Raw genomic sequence first — 15,446 nt, 5'->3', positions numbered from 1 at the left:
CTTCGTGAACCCCGCCGACGAACAGAAGTAAGGCCTCCACAGGCCGCGACGGGGTTTTCGACCCCTCGCTAAAATGGCCGCCCGGAGCGCCCGTGGACGGCGCCGCGCAACGCCCACGGACCGTGGGCGTTCCTGCTTCCAGACTCCCACAGAGACAGCGTGCCGATCAAGACCCTCCACTGTGCCGCCAGCGGCTTCGAGTCCGCCTGCGAGGTCAGCCTGCTGCCCGCAGGCCATCGCTCGCGCCGCCTGCATGGCCACAGCTTCCTCGCGACGCTGCGCGCCGAGTTGCCGCACGGCTGGGCCGCCTTTCCCGGTGGCGAGGTCGAACGCCTGCGCGCYGATCTCGAATCGCGCACCGCGCAGCTCGACTACCGCCTGCTCAACGACATCGTCGCGCAGCCCACCGACGAGAACCTCGCGCGCTGGATCCGCTCGCAGCTCGACGCCCCCGGCATCACGCAACTCGGCATCCAGAGCACCGCACACGGCGGTGTCGACCTCGATGCCGCCGGCCAGGCACACGTGTGGCGCCGCTACCTCTTCCAGGCCGCGCACAAGCTGCCGAACGTGCCGCTCGGCCACAAGTGCGGCCGCATGCACGGCCATGGCTTCGAGGTCATCGTGCACGCCAACCAGGACCTCGGCGCGCGCGACCTCAGCATCGACTACGACCACCTCGACGACTGCTGGGCCCCGCTGCACCACGAGCTGAACTACGGCTGCCTGAACGACCTGCCCGGCCTGCAGAACCCGACCAGCGAGCTGATGTCGAGCTGGCTGTGGGAGCGCCTGAAGCCCACGCTGCCGGAGCTCTCGTGGATCACCGTCTACGAAACCGCCTCGTGCGGCGCCAACTACGACGGCCGCCACCACCGCATCTGGAAAGAGTTCACGCTCGACAGCGCGCTGCAGCTGCGCCACGCGCCCGACGGCAGCCCGCTGCGCCGCATCCACGGCCACACCTACACGCTGCGGCTGCACCTGGCTGCACCGCTCGATACGCTGATGGGCTGGACGGTCGACTTCGGCGACGTGAAGACGCTGTTCGATCCGATCTTCAAGGCGCTCGACCACCGTCCGCTGTACGAGATCGAAGGCCTCGCCGACTGCGATACCGCCACACTCGCCGCGTGGATCCTGAAAGAGGCACGCGCCGTGCTGCCGATGGTCGATCGCGTCGACCTCTACGAAACGCGCGGCTGTGGCGCCATCGTGATCGCCGACCAGGCCGAGGCGCAGGCCGGCCTCGCGATCCCGATCTGAATCGACGCACGAACGGACGCGTGAACGAACGGAAGGACGCAGCATGACCTATGCGGTCAAGGAAATCTTCTACACGCTGCAAGGCGAGGGCGCCCAGGCCGGGCGCCCCGCGGTGTTCTGCCGCTTCGCCGGCTGCAACCTGTGGTCCGGCCGCGAGCAGGACCGCGCGGCGGCCGTCTGCCAGTTCTGCGACACCGACTTCGTCGGCACCAACGGCGTCAACGGTGGCAAGTTCGACACCGCGCTCGCGCTGGCGCAGGCCGTCGCGTCGCACTGGCCGAAGCCGCACACCGGCCGGCCGTTCGTCGTGTGCACCGGCGGCGAGCCGCTGCTGCAGCTCGACGAGGCGCTGGTCGACGCCTTCCATGCCCAGGGCTTCGAGATCGCCGTCGAGACCAACGGCACGCAGCCCGCGCCGCAAGGGCTCGACTGGATCTGCGTCAGCCCGAAGGCCGATGCCGAGCTGGTGCTGACGCAGGGCCACGAGCTCAAGCTCGTCTACCCGCAGCCGAAGGCGATGCCCGAGCGCTTCGCGTCGCTGAAGTTCGAGCACTTCTTCCTGCAGCCGATGGACAACCTCGAGCGCAAGCGCAACACCGAGCAGGCGGTGGCCTATTGCCTGGCCCATCCGCTGTGGCACCTGAGCGTGCAGACGCACAAATACATCGGCATCGCGTGACGCGATGAACAACGTCCGCCACGCCGTGTTCGCCACCGCCATCGGGCCCTGCGCGATCGCATGGGGCGCGCAAGGCATCGTCGGCTGCTGGCTGCCCGATGCCGACGAGGCGGCCTTGCGCCGGCGCATCCAGCGACGGCTGCCGAAGTCGATCGAGGGCCCGACGCCGCAGGACATCCAGGTCGTGATCGACCGCCTGCAAGCATTGATGGAAGGCGAGCGCGTCGACCTGTCCGGCTCGCCGCTCGACATGACCGGGCAGCCCGATTTCCACCGCCGTGCCTACGCGATCGCGCTGGCGATCCCGCCCGGCGAGACCCGCAGCTACGGCGAGATCGCGCAGCAGCTCGGCGAGCCCGGCGCTGCACGTGCGGTCGGCCAGGCGATGGGCAGCAACCCGTTTCCGCCGATCGTGCCGTGCCACCGCGTGCTGGCGGCGGGCGGACGCTCGGGCGGGTTCTCATCGCCGGGCGGCATCGACATGAAGCGCCGGCTGCTCGGCATCGAGCGCGCCCGCATCGGCAGCGAGCCGGGCCTGTTCGACGAGTTGTAGCGCGGGAGCTGGCGGTGAACGCTGGCATCATCGGCGCGATGTCCGATGAGTATCAAATCCACGTTCCGACGAGCTTCTACGCGCTGTACACCGACGCGCGCCAGCGCCTCACCGTGCCCCTGGCCGAACTGCGCGAGCGCTACGAGCTGTGCGAGGACCTGTCGCAGCACCTGAGCGAGCGTGCGAGCGCCCAGCATTTCGGCACCGGGGCTTCGCAGGCGTCGGTGCTGGCCGATTGCCTGCGCGGCCTGCAGGCCGGCCCGGTGGTGTCGAAGGACGAAGCGGTGTGGGTGGTGCACCGCCTTGCGGAGGTGCTGGGGTGGCCGTTCCTCGACAGCGGCGAACCGGCCGCCGAGGACTGAACCCGGCGAACTACTCGGCCTGGCCGCTGTTGCCTCCGTTGGCCGCCATCGTCGTCGCCGCCGGCACCTTCGGGGCCTCGAGCAGCGCCACCGTCGGGCTCTTCAGCGTCTTCGCGAAGCCCACCACCGTCTGGGTCGGCTGGTACGGCAGCGATTGCCACGGGTTCGCGCCATGGCTCAGCAGGAAGCTCACCATCTGCGTCTGCGCACGCTCGTCGTTCATGAACGCCGGCACCACGACGCGCGCCAGCGGAATCCACGGCAGCTGCTGCCCCTGCGTCGACGGCACCTTGTCGACCAGCTTCGGCTCGCGCTTGAACCACCATTCGAGCGCCGCATAGTCGGAGGTGCGCAGCGCCTCTTCGAACCCGGCCGCCAGCTTGCCCTGGTACGGGCCCAGGCCGGATTTCGCGGTATGACCGGCGGCCTCGAGCCTGGCCGCGAGCGGCGTCTGCAACGCGCTCGGGTGCAGTGCGCTCAGCGGGCTGAAGGCCAGCTGGCCGACGGCCAGGTCGCCCTGGTCCGACCACTGCGCGATCACGTCGTCGAGCCCGGCGGCGCGCGCGCTCGGCGAGCTCAGCAGGCGCAGCACGTCATGGTTCACCGAGCGCGAATCGGCCTCGGCCAGGAAGCGCAGCGAGCGCAGCGTCTGCGGCGAGGCCTTCGAGAAGTCGACCGGATTCGGCGAACGCGCCAGCGCGACCATCGGCGGCTGGTAGCAGGTCTCGGGCTGCGCGCCCTTGTCGAGCAACTCCGGCAGCACCGGCCAGAACTGCGGATCGCGTGCCGCGATCGTCAGCGTGCATTCCTGGAAGCCGCTGGCGCGGATGTCGGCGACCTTCAGGCTGCCGGGCTGGAACGGCAGGCAGCGTGCGGTGAGTGCCCGTTGGGCCGAGTTCAGCGCCGCGCAGGACTGCGGATCGCCCTCGGTGAACTTGGCGTGGATGTGCTTGATGATTTCCCAGGTCGGGCTGGAGTCGGTCGCGATGCCGGTGGCGCTCATGATCGCGCTGGCCGTGGTGGTGCAGCCGCCGGTCAGCAGCAGGCCCGAGATCGCGGCGCTGAGCACCAGCAGCCGTGGCAGAAAGTTCATGGTGTCGCGCTCCCAACGCACAGCCGCCCGGCTCGTGGCCGGAATGCGTTCTACAGCGCAAAAAGCAAGCCACCGCTGCCGGACGCGTCCAGGCGGGTGCGTGGCGAGAATCCGAACCGGTGCATGGCTGCACGAAGCAAGCGCCGGCGCGGCTTGCGGGCGATGTTGGGAAGCACTCGCCTGCCGGAGGCCGGTGAAACGGATGCTGACGCAGCTGACACAAAAGGGAAGCCCGCTTCGCCGTCGGGGTCATGCAGCGCAAAAAACGGCAGCCCTGGCGACAGGCGGTAACGCGGCGTATCGCTGCGTACGCAGGCGGGTCCGAGCGTCAGACGCCCAGCCAGCGCGCGAGCGCCGCCGGGTCGCCGGCGAGTGTCGACGAGGCCGCCGCGCACACGATCCGCCCCTTCTCCAGCACCACCGCCTGGTCGGTGTGCTCCAGCACGCGCCGCACGTTGCGGTCGACGATCAGCGTGCTGATGCCGCTCGCGCGGATCTGCGCGATCACGCGCCAGATCTCGGCCACCACCAGCGGCGCCAGGCCTTCGGTCGCTTCGTCGAGGATCAGCAACTGCGGGCTCGTCATCAACGCACGCCCGATCGCGAGCATCTGCTGCTCGCCGCCGGAGAGCTGCTGGCCGCCGTGTGCGAGGCGCTCGCCGAGGCGCGGAAACGTCTCCAGCACGCGCTCCAGCGTCCACGGCCGCTGCCCGTCGGCCGCGGCGCGCGCGGCCATCACGAGGTTCTCGCGCACCGACAGGTTCGGGAAGATGCCGCGGCCCTCGGGCACGTAGCCGGCGCCGAGCCGCGCGATGCGCTCCGGCGGCCAGCCGGTCACGTCGCGGCCCTGCCAGCGCACCCGGCCGGCGCTTGGCCGCAGGTAGCCCATCAGCGTGCGGATCAGCGTCGTCTTGCCCATGCCGTTGCGCCCGAGCAGGCCGAGCGCGCTGCCGGCCGGCACCGCGAACGACACGCCGTGCAGCACGCGGCTGTCACCGTAGCCGGCATGCAGCCTGTCGATCTCCACGAGCGGCACCGTGTTCATGCGTGCCCCTCGCCGAGGTAGGCCGTCACCACCTGCGGATGCTCGCGGATGCGCTGCGGTGCGTCGCAGGCGATGACCGCGCCGTTGACCATCACCGTGATGCGGTCGGCGATGCGGAACACCGCGTCCATGTCGTGCTCGACCAGCAGGATCGCGTGGCCCGCCTTCAGCGACTGCAGCAGCGCGAGCATGCGCTCGGTCTCCTCGGCGCCCATGCCGGCCAGCGGCTCGTCGAGCAGCAGCACGCGCGGCCGGGTGGCCAGGCACATCGCGATCTCGAGCTGGCGCTTCTGGCCGTGGCTGAGCGTGCCGGCGAGGTGGGCGGCGCTGTCGGCGAGGCCCGCGGCCTGCAGCGCCTGCCCGGCCACCTCGAGGCTGGTGCTGCAGCGCTGCGCCGATTGCCACACCTGCCACGGCCGCTGCAGCGCGGCCTGCGCGCTGAGCCGGCAGTTCTCCAGCACGCTGAAGCTGTCGAAGATGGTGGTGCGCTGGTAGCTGCGGCCGATGCCGGCGCGCGCCCGGCGCGGTTGCGACCAGCCGGTGATGTCGTCGTCGCCGAAGCGGATCTGCCCGGCGCTGGCCGGCAGCTCGCCTGACAGCAGGTTGATCAGCGTCGACTTGCCGGCGCCGTTGGTGCCGATCACGGCGTGCACCTCGCCGAGCCGCAGGTCGAGCGAGACCGCGTCGACGGCCGCGAGGCCGCCGAAGGTGCGCGACAGGCCGCTCGCCTGGATCAGCGCGCTCATGCGGCCCCCCGGCGCCAACGGATGCCGACGATGCCGCGCGGCAGCAACGCAACGAACGCGATGATCGTGAAGCCGAGCGTCATCTGCCAGTGCGCCGCCAGCGGCCCGACCAGCCCTTCGCTCGCGAACAGCTCCTTCAGCAGCGTGAACGCCACTGCGCCGACGATCGCGCCGCGCAGCGGGCCGAGGCCGCCGAGGATGATCATCAGCAGCACCGCGCCCGATTCGTGCCACGACAACAGCTCCGGGTTGACGACGCCGTCCTGGATCGCGAGCAGCGCGCCAGCCAGCCCGGCCAGCGCGCCGGCGATCACGAAGGCCGCGAGCTTGTAGCCATAGGTGCGGAAGCCGACCGCCCGCATGCGCGCCTCGTTGACGCGGATGCCCTGCAGCGCATGGCCGAAGCGCGAGCGCAGCAGCAGCGCGAGCCCGCCCCAAGTGAACGCGAGCGAGGCCAGCACCAGGCCGTAGACCTGGCGCTTGTTCTCAAGGTCGAGCAGCGTGGCGTCGCCCAGCCGCAGCACCGGCCGCACGTACAGGTAGATGCCATCGCTGCCGCCGCCGAGCTTGGTGTCGTGGAAGACGAAGTAGGCCATCTGCRCGAACGCGAGCGTCACCATGATGAAGTACACGCCGCGGGTGCGCAGGCTCAGCGCGCCGACGAACAGCGCATACGCGGCCGCGCCGCCCATCGCCGCCGGCAGCAGCCACCCGAGCGATGCGCCTTCGCCCTGCGGCGACGCGAGTACCGTCACGTAGGCGCCGATGCCGAGGAAGGCCGCGTGCCCGAGGCTCACCAGCCCGGTCGCGCCGACCAGCAGCTGCAGGCTCAGCGCGAAGATCGCCGAGATCAGGATCTTGACGGTCAGGTCCATCAGGTACGGCGACAGCACCGCCGGCAGCAGCGCCAGCGCGAGCAGGATCGCCAACGGCGCGACCCGCTGCAACCCACGAGACCCCGCGAGCGCCATCAATGCCCCCGCCGCATCAGGCCTTCGGGCCGCCACACCAGCACGATCGCCATCAGCAGGTAGATGCCGATGCCGCTCAGCTCGGCGAAGAACACCTTGCCGAAGGTGTCGACGAAGCCGACCAGCAGCGACGCGACCAGCGCGCCGGTGATCGAGCCGATGCCGCCGATCACGACGATCACGAAGCTGACGATCAGCACGCTGCCGCCCATGCCCGGGTACACCGACGACATCGGCGCGGCGATCATGCCGGCCAGCGCCGCGAGCGCGACGCCGGCCGCGAACACGCCGCGGTACAGCAACCGGATGTCGATGCCGAGCCCGCGCACCATGTCGCGGTTGCTGGCACCGGCGCGCACCATCATCCCGAGCCGCGTGCGGTTGACCACCAGGTACAGCAGCGCCGCGATCGCGAGGCAGGCGGCCGACGCGAACAGCCGGTACACCGGGTACGACATCAGCTCGCCGAGCGCGATGCTGCCGGCCAGCCACGCGGGCGGCTGCACGCCGTGCACGTCGTTGCCGAGCAGCAGGCTGCGCGACTCCTCGAACACCAGGATCAGCGCATACGTCATCAGCACCTGCTGCAAGTGCTCACGCTGGTACAGGAAGCTGAAGAACGCCCACTCCAGCACGAAGCCGAAGGCCGCCGCCAGCAGCGTGCCGACCACGAGCATCAGCACGAACTGATCGGTGAAGTACGGCGCCAGCGCGAACGCGAGGTAGGCGCCGATCATGTAGAAGCTGCCGTGCGCGAGGTTGATCACGCCCATGATCCCGAAGATCAGCGTCAGCCCGCTGGCCACCAGGAACAGCAGCAGGCCGTACTGGACGGCGTTCAGGCACTGGACGAGGAAGGTGGTGGCATCCACCTCAGAGCTTGCAGCCGCGGGCGGGGTCAGCCAACGCCTTCACGGCGATCGACTTGAACTCGTTGTTCGCGCCCTTCACCTCGCGCAGGTACATGTCCTGCACCGGGTTGCCGGCCGCCGACAGCGTGAACTTGCCGCGCGGGCTGTCGACCGTCGTCTTGCGCATCGCGGTGGTCAGCGCCTCGCGCTTCGCGAGGTCGCCCTTCACCGCGTTGAGGCCGGCCGCGAGGATCTGCGCCGCGTCGTAGCCCTGCACCGCGTAGACGTCGGCATTCGCCTTGTACGCGAGCGCGAAGCTCTTGCGGAACGCGTTGTTGCGCGGCGTGTCGAGGTTGTCGGCGTAGTGCAGCGTGGTCAGCAGGCCCTGCGCGGCGGCGCCCTGGGCCTCGAGCGTGCCGTCGGTCAGGAAGCCCGAGCCGTACAGCGGGATGGTCTTGTTCAGGCCCGCGGCGGCATAGTCCTTGACGAACTTCACCGCGCCGCCGCCGGCGAAGAACGCGTACACCGCGTCGGGCTTCTGCGCGGCGATCTCGGTCAGCAGCGCCTGGAACTCGACGTTCGGGAACGGCAGGTTCAGGTCCTTCACGACCTTGCCGCCGCCCTTCTCGAAGGCCTCGGTGAAGCCCTTGACGGCCTCGCTGCCGGCCGCGTAGTTCCAGGTGATCGTCATCGCGCGCTTGTGGCCCTTCTGCGCCATCACGACGCCGGTGGAGTAGCCCGGCTGCCAGTTCGAGAACGAGCTGCGCACGATGTTCGGCGAGCACAGCGGGCCGGTGATCGCGTCGGCACCGGCGTTCGGGATGATCAGCAGCGTATTGCTCTCCTTGGCCGCCTTCGCCATGCCGAGCGCGACGCCCGAATGGACCGTGCCGACCAGCACGTCGACCTGGTCGCGCTTGATCAGCTTGTTGACGTTGTCGGTGGCCTTGGCCGGCTCGGATTCGTCGTCGACCTTGAAGTACTGGATCTCGCGGCCGCCGAGCTTGCCGCCCTGCTCCTGCACGTACAGCCTGAAGCCGTTCTCGATCATCGTGCCCAGGCTCGCGTAGGTGCCGGTGTAGGGCAGCATGAAGCCGACCTTGATCGGGCCGGTGGCCTGCGCATGGGCCGCGCCGCCCGCCATCGACATCGCCAGGGCCGCGAGGGCCGGGAACTTGATCAGGTGCATGCCAGTCTCCGTGAGGTTCAGGATTCGAGAGGATCGGACAACCCGGTGATGAAGCGGCCGGCTTCGTGGATCACGAGGTCGGGTTGATCGCGGTGCGGCGAGTGGCCGCAGTCCGCGATCTCCAGCAGGCGCGTCTGCGGGGCACGCCGCGCGATGCCGCGGATCTGCTCCAGCGTACCGTACTCGTCGTCGACGCCTTGCAGCGCCAGCACCGGGCAGGGGACCGCGGCCAGCTCGTCTTCGATGCTCCAGCCGCGGAACGACGGATCGRGCCAGATGTCGTTCCAGCCGCGGAACGCCGATTCCGCGTCTGCATGGTAGCGGCCCAGGCGCTGCGGCAGGTCGGTGGTTTCATAGGTGTGGCGGGCGCGCTCGATGCTCGCGATGCTCAGCGCCTCGACGACGATGTGCGGCGCCATCGCGACGACGCCCGCGGTCGGGTGCGACGCCGCATGCAGCAGCGCGATGCTGCCGCCATCGCTGTGGCCGAACAGCCAGGGCCGCGCGACGCCGAGCTGCCGCAGCAGGGCCGGCAGCACCTCGCGCGCCTGCACGTGCATGAAATCGACCGGCCAGCGCTCGCCGGGCGGCTTCGGCGTCGACTGGCCGTAGCCGTAGCGCGAGTACACCAGGCCGCGCAGGCCGTGCGCTTCGCAGAGCTGGCGCGGAAAGTTCTTCCACATCGCGAGCGAGCCCAGCCCTTCGTGCAGGAACACGACCACCGGCCGCGTCGAGGCCGCATCGCCGACCCACTGGTACTCGAGGCGCAGCGGACGGCCGAGCCCGTCGAGCTCGGCGAACTGGATCGGTTCGGCGTAGCGGCGTCCGACCATGCGTCAGGCCGATGCCTCGTTCAAGGCGCGCAGCTTGAAGCGCTGGATCTTGCCGGTCGCCGTCTTCGGCAGCTCGGTCGTGAAGAGGATCTCGCGCGGCGTCTTGTGCGGTGCGAGCCGCGTCTTCACGAAGGCCTTCAGCGCGGCTTCGAGCTCGGGGCCCGCCACGTGGCCCTTGTTCGGCACGACGTAGGCGCGCGTCTTCGTCAGCCCCTGCGCATCGGCCAGGCCGATCACCGCGCACTCCATCACTGCCGCGTGGCCCATCAGCGCCGACTCGACCTCGATCGGCGACACGTACTGGCCGCTGACCTTCAGCATGTCGTCGCTGCGGCCGGCGTAGGTGTACCAGCCGTCGGCATCGACCACGTACTTGTCGCCGCTGCGCACCCAGTCGCCCAGGAAGGTCGAGCGCGTCTTGTCGCGGCTGGTCCAGTACAGCAGCGCGGCGCTCGGCCCGCGGATGAACAGGTCGCCGATCTCGCCGGGCGCGACCGGGCGGCCGTCGTCGCCGCGCAGCTCGAGCTCGTAGCCCGGCACCGGCTTGCCGGTGCAGCCGTAGCGCAGCGCGCCGGCGCGGTTGGACAGGAAGATGTGCAGCATCTCGGTCGAGCCGATGCCGTCGAGCACGTCGCAGCCGAAGTGCGCGCTGAAGCGTTCACCGACCTCGCGCGGCAGTGCTTCGCCGGCCGAGGCGCACACGCGCAGCGCGACCGCGTCGCGCGGTGGCAGCGCCTCGTTCGCGAGCAGCGCGACGTACAGCGTCGGCACGCCGCAGAACACGGTCGGGCGGTGCTGCGTCAGGCGCTTGAAGACCGCGGCCGGCGTCGGCCGTTCGGCCATCAGCACGACGGTCGCACCGACGCTCAGCGGAAACGTCAGCGCATTGCCGAGCCCGTACGCGAAGAACAGCTTGGCGGCCGAGAACACGATGTCGTCTTCGCGCACGCCGAGCACCGGCTGGCCGTACAGCGCGGCGGTCCAGTACAGGTTGGCATGGCTGTGCACCGTGCCCTTGGGCTTGCCGGTGGAGCCGGATGAATAGAGCCAGAACGCGAAGTCGTCGGCGTGCGTGTCGGCGGGGGCGGCCAGCGGCGGGGTGTCGAGCAGCGCGGCGAACGGGGTCGCACCCTCGGCCGCCGCGGCGCCGGACAGCACGACGGCCGGCTGGTCGGCGAGCGTGGCCAGCGCCTGCTGCGCCACCGGCCACAGTGCGCCCGACACCACCAGCGCACGGGCGCCGCTGTGCGCCAGCAGGTAGCCGTAGTCCGCGGCCGGCAGCAGCGTGTTGACCGGCACCGGCACCAGCCCGGCATACAGCGCACCGAGAAAGGCCACCGGCATGTCCACCGTGTCCAGCATCAGCAGCAGCACGCGCTCCTCGCGGCGCAGCCCCAGGCGCAGCAGGCCGGCGGCGCAGCGCCGCACGCGGTCGGCCAGTTCGCCGTAGCTGAGCCGGCCGTCGTCGTCGATGTAGGCGGTCTTCGCGGCACGGCCCGCGTTGCGCTGCAGCAGGTGGGCTGCGACGTTGAATCGTTCGGGCGGCGCCACCACGGCGGGGTTCGCGGGCATGCTGTTCTCCTGACGGGCCGGCCGCGGTTTTACCTCAAGCCGACCCGATCTCCGCATAATGCATTCACAGACAGTGCAGCGATCGGTTTATGCAATATGTTGCACTGAATTTCAGTATAGCCAGCAGTCCCGATCGACCTCGTTACGGACATACCCTTGGACCGAATCCCGAACTCGCCCCCCGCGCCGGAAGGCGAACCTGATCCGACCACCGACAAAGACCCGTTCCTGGCCGCCCTGGGCGAGCGCACGCGGGCACTGCGATCCCGGCGCGGCCTGACACGCAAGAGCCTGGCCAAGGTGGCCGACGTGTCCGAGCGGCACCTGGCCAATGTCGAGATGGGGGTCGGCAATGCGTCGGTGCAGTTCCTGCGGCAGCTCGCGCAGGCCCTGAACTGCACGCTGGCGGAGCTGGTCGGCGACGAGACGGCCAGCTCGCCGGAGTGGCTGATGATCCGCGAGATCCTGCGCGGCCGCAGCGAATCGGAGCTCGCGCAGGCGCGCTCCGCGCTGGCCTCGGTGTTCGGCGCGCCGGCCAGCCAGGCGGCGCGGCGCCAGCGGGTCGCGCTGATCGGCCTGCGCGGCGCCGGCAAGAGCACGCTCGGCAAGATGCTGGCCGACAGCTGGGCCGTGCCCTTCGTCGAGCTGAACCGCCACATCGAGGCGGTGGCCGGCTGCAGCGTCTCCGAGATCCATTCGCTGTACGGCCCGGCCGCCTACCGGCGCCACGAGCGGCGCGCGCTGGAGGAGTGCATCCAGCGCTACCCGCGCGCGGTGATCGCGACGCCCGGCGGCATCGTCTCCGACCCGGCCACCTTCAACATGCTGCTGGCGCACTGCTACACCGTGTGGGTGCGCGCCTCGCCCGAGGAGCACATGAACCGCGTGCTGGCGCAGGGCGACACCCGGCCGATGTCGGGCAATGCCGAGGCGATGAACGACCTGCGGCGCATCCTCGAGAGCCGCGCCGCCTTCTACTCGAAGGCCGACGAGGTGTTCGACACCAGCGACAAGACCATGGAGGCCGCATTCACGGCCCTGCAGGACCAATTGAGGGGCACGATCCGGCTGGCGGGTTGACGCTGGCGGCCGCATGCACTAAATTGCATCTTCATTGCCGAGCGTGCAGCATGTTGCCGCTTGCCGGAGATGCCCCCATGACAAATGTCCCTCCTGCCGCTTTCCCTGTTGACTCCCCGGTCGACTACGAGACCCATCCCGACCGCTACCGCCATTGGCGGCTGAGCGTCGAAGGCCAGGTTGCGACGCTCGTGATGGCCGTCAGCGAGGACGGCGGGCTGCGCGCGGGCTACAAGCTGAAGCTGAACAGCTATGACCTCGGCGTCGACATCGAGCTGCATGACGCGGTGCAGCGCATCCGCTTCGAGCACCCGGCGGTGCGCACGGTGATCCTCACCAGCGGCCGGGACCGGGTGTTCTGCTCGGGTGCCAACATCTTCATGCTSGGCCTGTCCAGCCACGGCTGGAAGGTCAACTTCTGCAARTTCACSAAYGAGACSCGCAACGGSCTCGAAGACAGCAGCCGGCACAGCGGCCTGAAGTTCCTGGCCGCGGTGAACGGCGCCTGCGCCGGCGGCGGCTACGAGCTGGCGGCGGCCTGCGACGAGATCATCCTGGTCGACGACCGCTCGTCGGCCGTCAGCCTGCCCGAGGTGCCGCTGCTCGGCGTGCTGCCCGGCACCGGCGGGCTGACGCGCCTGACCGACAAGCGCCGCGTGCGCCACGACCATGCCGACATCTTCTGCACCACCAGCGAAGGCGTGCGCGGCAAGAAGGCGGTGGACTGGCGGCTGGTCGACGAGGCGGTGAAGACGCAGGCCTTCGCGCAGCGCGTGCAGGAGCGGGCGCGCGAGCTGGCCGCGACGAGCGACCGGCCGGCCGATGCGCGCGGCGTGCCGCTGCCGCGGCTCGTGAAGCAGGTGTCGGCGAATGGCCTGGCCTACGGCCACGTCGACGTGCAGATCGACCGCGCCGCGCGCCATGCGACGCTGACGGTGCGCGGACCCGCGGGCGCGCAGCCGGCCGACCTCGCCGGCATCGAGGCCGCCGGCGCGGCCTGGTACCCGCTGCAGATGGCGCGCGAGCTCGACGACGCGATCCTGCACCTGCGCACCAACGAGCCCGAGATCGGCACCTGGCTGCTGAAGACGCAGGGCGCGGTCGACGCGGTGCTCGCGCTCGACGCGACGCTGCACGCGCACCGTTCGCACTGGCTGGTGCGCGAGACCATCGGCCTGTTGCGGCGCACGCTGGCGCGGCTCGACGTGTCGTCGCGCTCGCTGTTCGCGCTGGTGGATCGCGGCGCGTGCTTTGCCGGCTCGCTGCTCGAGATCGCACTCGCCGCCGATCGCATCTACATGCGGGCGCTGCCCGACGAGCCCGCTGCGGCGCCGCGCATCGCGCTGTCGGCGTTCAACTTCGACGACCTGCAGATGGTGAGCCGCGAGACGCGCCTGCAGCGCCGCTTCCACCGCGATGCCGGCGAGATCGGGGCGGTGCAGGCGACGCAGGGCCGCCTGCTCGATGCCGACGAGGCGCTCGCGCTCGGCCTCGTCACCGCGGCACCCGACGACATCGACTGGGCCGACGAGATCCGCATCGCGCTCGAGGAGCGCGCGAGCCTGTCGCCCGACGCGCTGACCGGCCTGGAAGCCAACCTGCGCTTCGCCGGCACCGAGAGCATGGAGACCCGCATCTTCGGCCGGCTGACCGCCTGGCAGAACTGGATCTTCAACCGCCCGAACGCCGTCGGCGAAGCGGGCGCGCTGAAGGTCTACGGCACCGGGCACAAGGCCCAGTTCGACTGGAAACGAATCTGACCCATGTCCAGCATCAACTACACCGACAAGATCCCCAACAACGTCAACCTGTCCGAGGACCGGACGCTGCAGCGTGCGCTCGAGCACTGGCAGCCCAACTACCTGAACTGGTGGCAGGACATGGGCCCCGACGGCTCGCACGGCTTCGATGTCTACCTGCGCACCGCCACCAGCACCACGCCCGACGGCTGGGCGCAGTTCGGCCACGTGAAGATGCCCGACTACCGCTGGGGCATCTTCCTCGCGCAGCCCGAGGCCGACCGCACGATCGGCTTCGGCGACCACCGCGGCGAGGCCGCCTGGCAGGACGTGCCCGGCGAGCACCGTGCCAACCTGCGCCGCATCATCGTCACGCAGGGCGACACCGAGCCGGCCTCGGTCGAGCAGCAGCGCCACCTCGGCAAGACGGCGCCCAGCCAGTACGACCTGCGCAACCTGTTCCAGGTGAACGTCGAGGAAGGCCGCCACCTGTGGGCGATGGTCTACCTGCTGCACAAGCACTTCGGCCGCGACGGCCGCGAGGAGGCCGAGGCGCTGCTCGAGCGCCGCTCCGGCGACCAGGACAACCCGCGCATCCTCGGCGCCTTCAATGAAGAGACGCCCGACTGGCTGGCGTTCTACATGTTCACCTACTTCACCGACCGCGACGGCAAGTTCCAGCTGTGCGCGCTGGCCGAGAGCGCGTTCGACCCGCTGTCGCGCACCACGCGCTTCATGCTGACCGAAGAGGCGCACCACATGTTCGTCGGCGAATCGGGGGTGTCGCGCGTGATCCAGCGCACCTGCGAGGTGATGAAGCAGACCGGCATCGAGGACCCGGCCGAGCTGCGGCGCCACGGCGTGATCGACCTGCCGACGATCCAGCGCTACCTGAACTTCCACTACAGCGTGACGATCGACCTGTTCGGTGCCGACCAGTCGAGCAACGCGGCGATCTTCTACAGCTCGGGCCTGAAGGGCCGCTACGAGGAAGGCAAGCGGGCCGACGACCACGTGCTGAAGGGCGCCCACTACAAGATCCTCGACGTGCGCGACGGCGTGCTGGTCGACAAGGAGGTGCCGATGCTCAACGCGCTGAACGAGGTGCTGCGCGACGACTACATCCGCGACTCGTCGGCCGGCGTGAACCGCTGGAACAAGGTGATCGAGAAGGCCGGCATCGCGTTCCGGCTGAGCGTGCCGCACAAGGCGTTCAATCGCCACATCGGCAGCTTCGCCGGGTTGCGCGTGAGCCCCGATGGCCGGGTGATCGGCGAGATCGAATGGCAGGCCCATGTGCGCGAATGGCTCGCGAGCGAGGAAGACCGTGCCTACGTCGCGTCGCTGATGGGCCGCGTGGTCGAGCCCGGCAAGTACGCGAACTGGATCGCGCCGCCGCCGATCGGCATCAACAAGCASCCGGTCGACTTCGAGTACGTGCGCTTCAATTGAGGATGTGATGGAACC

Annotated in this window: 15 protein-coding genes; 7 read left to right on the top strand and 8 right to left on the bottom strand. The window is 69.9% G+C overall.

The window, feature by feature from the left end; translation table 11 throughout:
- Positions 1–159: 159 nt before the first annotated feature.
- The 4 genes from AC1D12_RS08530 to AC1D12_RS08515 are packed head-to-tail and all read left to right on the top strand — an operon-like array spanning position 160 to position 2,860.
- A complete protein-coding gene (locus AC1D12_RS08530) occupies positions 160–1,266 on the top strand; it encodes a 6-pyruvoyl trahydropterin synthase family protein (protein WP_477839917.1) in 1,107 nt (368 codons plus the stop codon).
- 43 nt (positions 1,267–1,309) lie between these two features.
- Positions 1,310–1,945, top strand: a complete 636-nt coding sequence (gene queE / locus AC1D12_RS08525) for a 7-carboxy-7-deazaguanine synthase (RefSeq protein WP_477839915.1) — start codon at positions 1,310–1,312, stop codon at positions 1,943–1,945.
- Positions 1,946–1,949: 4 nt separating this feature from the next.
- Entirely contained in the window at positions 1,950–2,498 is a 549-nt protein-coding gene (locus AC1D12_RS08520; RefSeq protein WP_477839913.1) for a methylated-DNA--[protein]-cysteine S-methyltransferase, read from the top strand.
- A gap of 14 nt (positions 2,499–2,512) precedes the next feature.
- Positions 2,513–2,860 (top strand): hypothetical protein, encoded by a 348-nt coding sequence (locus AC1D12_RS08515; protein ID WP_477839912.1) that lies wholly within the window; start codon positions 2,513–2,515, stop codon positions 2,858–2,860.
- Between the two features lie 10 nt (positions 2,861–2,870).
- Here AC1D12_RS08515 and AC1D12_RS08510 read toward each other — a convergent pair whose 3' ends face one another.
- The 8 genes from AC1D12_RS08510 to AC1D12_RS08475 all read right to left on the bottom strand — a co-directional run bounded on the left by AC1D12_RS08510 (position 2,871) and on the right by AC1D12_RS08475 (position 11,160).
- Positions 2,871–3,953 (bottom strand): hypothetical protein, encoded by a 1,083-nt coding sequence (locus AC1D12_RS08510; protein WP_477839910.1) that lies wholly within the window; start codon positions 3,951–3,953, stop codon positions 2,871–2,873.
- Between the two features lie 328 nt (positions 3,954–4,281).
- Positions 4,282–4,998, bottom strand: coding sequence for an ABC transporter ATP-binding protein (locus tag AC1D12_RS08505; protein WP_477839908.1), 717 nt, complete (start codon positions 4,996–4,998; stop codon positions 4,282–4,284).
- Positions 4,995–5,744, bottom strand: coding sequence for an ABC transporter ATP-binding protein (locus AC1D12_RS08500; RefSeq protein WP_477839906.1), 750 nt, complete (start codon positions 5,742–5,744; stop codon positions 4,995–4,997). The genes AC1D12_RS08505 and AC1D12_RS08500 overlap by 4 nt, the downstream gene beginning before the upstream one ends.
- Complete coding sequence (locus AC1D12_RS08495) at positions 5,741–6,715, bottom strand: branched-chain amino acid ABC transporter permease (RefSeq protein WP_477839919.1); 975 nt, start codon at positions 6,713–6,715, stop codon at positions 5,741–5,743. Before AC1D12_RS08495 ends, AC1D12_RS08500 begins: the two co-directional genes overlap by 4 nt.
- Entirely contained in the window at positions 6,715–7,587 is an 873-nt protein-coding gene (locus AC1D12_RS08490; protein ID WP_465110706.1) for a branched-chain amino acid ABC transporter permease, read from the bottom strand. The genes AC1D12_RS08495 and AC1D12_RS08490 overlap by 1 nt, the downstream gene beginning before the upstream one ends.
- A 1-nt stretch (position 7,588) precedes the next feature.
- Positions 7,589–8,755, bottom strand: a complete 1,167-nt coding sequence (locus tag AC1D12_RS08485; RefSeq protein WP_477825472.1) for an ABC transporter substrate-binding protein — start codon at positions 8,753–8,755, stop codon at positions 7,589–7,591.
- Between the two features lie 17 nt (positions 8,756–8,772).
- Positions 8,773–9,588, bottom strand: a complete 816-nt coding sequence (locus AC1D12_RS08480) for an alpha/beta fold hydrolase (protein ID WP_477839904.1) — start codon at positions 9,586–9,588, stop codon at positions 8,773–8,775.
- 3 nt (positions 9,589–9,591) lie between these two features.
- The gene (locus tag AC1D12_RS08475) at positions 9,592–11,160 is read right to left on the bottom strand and encodes a benzoate-CoA ligase family protein (RefSeq protein WP_477825470.1); all 1,569 of its coding nucleotides are present in this window, start codon (positions 11,158–11,160) and stop codon (positions 9,592–9,594) included.
- Positions 11,161–11,316: 156 nt separating this feature from the next.
- Here AC1D12_RS08475 and AC1D12_RS08470 point away from each other — a divergent pair, with 156 nt between their 5' ends.
- The 3 genes from AC1D12_RS08470 (at position 11,317) to boxB (ending at position 15,431) form a co-directional block, all read left to right on the top strand.
- Positions 11,317–12,240: a helix-turn-helix transcriptional regulator gene (locus tag AC1D12_RS08470; RefSeq protein ID WP_477825469.1), complete on the top strand. Its 924-nt coding sequence runs from the start codon at positions 11,317–11,319 to the stop codon at positions 12,238–12,240.
- Between the two features lie 77 nt (positions 12,241–12,317).
- Entirely contained in the window at positions 12,318–14,000 is a 1,683-nt protein-coding gene (gene boxC / locus AC1D12_RS08465) for a 2,3-epoxybenzoyl-CoA dihydrolase (RefSeq protein ID WP_477825468.1), read from the top strand.
- Between the two features lie 3 nt (positions 14,001–14,003).
- A complete protein-coding gene (boxB, locus tag AC1D12_RS08460; protein WP_477839902.1) occupies positions 14,004–15,431 on the top strand; it encodes a benzoyl-CoA 2,3-epoxidase subunit BoxB in 1,428 nt (475 codons plus the stop codon).
- Positions 15,432–15,446: the final 15 nt, after the last annotated feature.

It is taken from the genome of Rhizobacter sp. P1_G5 (assembly GCF_056405435.1).
The sequence above is the reverse complement of the archived record's forward strand: the minus strand, read 5'-3'. Positions and strand labels throughout refer to the sequence as shown.

Bases quoted from the DNA above. Each gene is read 5' to 3' on its own strand.
- queE (WP_477839915.1), top strand. From the start codon at position 1,310: ATGACCTATGCGGTCAAGGAAATCTTCTACACGCTGCAAGGCGAGGGC.
- AC1D12_RS08520 (WP_477839913.1), top strand. From the start codon at position 1,950: ATGAACAACGTCCGCCACGCCGTGTTCGCCACCGCCATCGGGCCCTGC.
- AC1D12_RS08510 (WP_477839910.1), bottom strand. From the start codon at position 3,953: ATGAACTTTCTGCCACGGCTGCTGGTGCTCAGCGCCGCGATCTCGGGC.
- AC1D12_RS08505 (WP_477839908.1), bottom strand. From the start codon at position 4,998: ATGAACACGGTGCCGCTCGTGGAGATCGACAGGCTGCATGCCGGCTAC.
- AC1D12_RS08500 (WP_477839906.1), bottom strand. From the start codon at position 5,744: ATGAGCGCGCTGATCCAGGCGAGCGGCCTGTCGCGCACCTTCGGCGGC.
- AC1D12_RS08485 (WP_477825472.1), bottom strand. From the start codon at position 8,755: ATGCACCTGATCAAGTTCCCGGCCCTCGCGGCCCTGGCGATGTCGATG.
- AC1D12_RS08475 (WP_477825470.1), bottom strand. From the start codon at position 11,160: ATGCCCGCGAACCCCGCCGTGGTGGCGCCGCCCGAACGATTCAACGTC.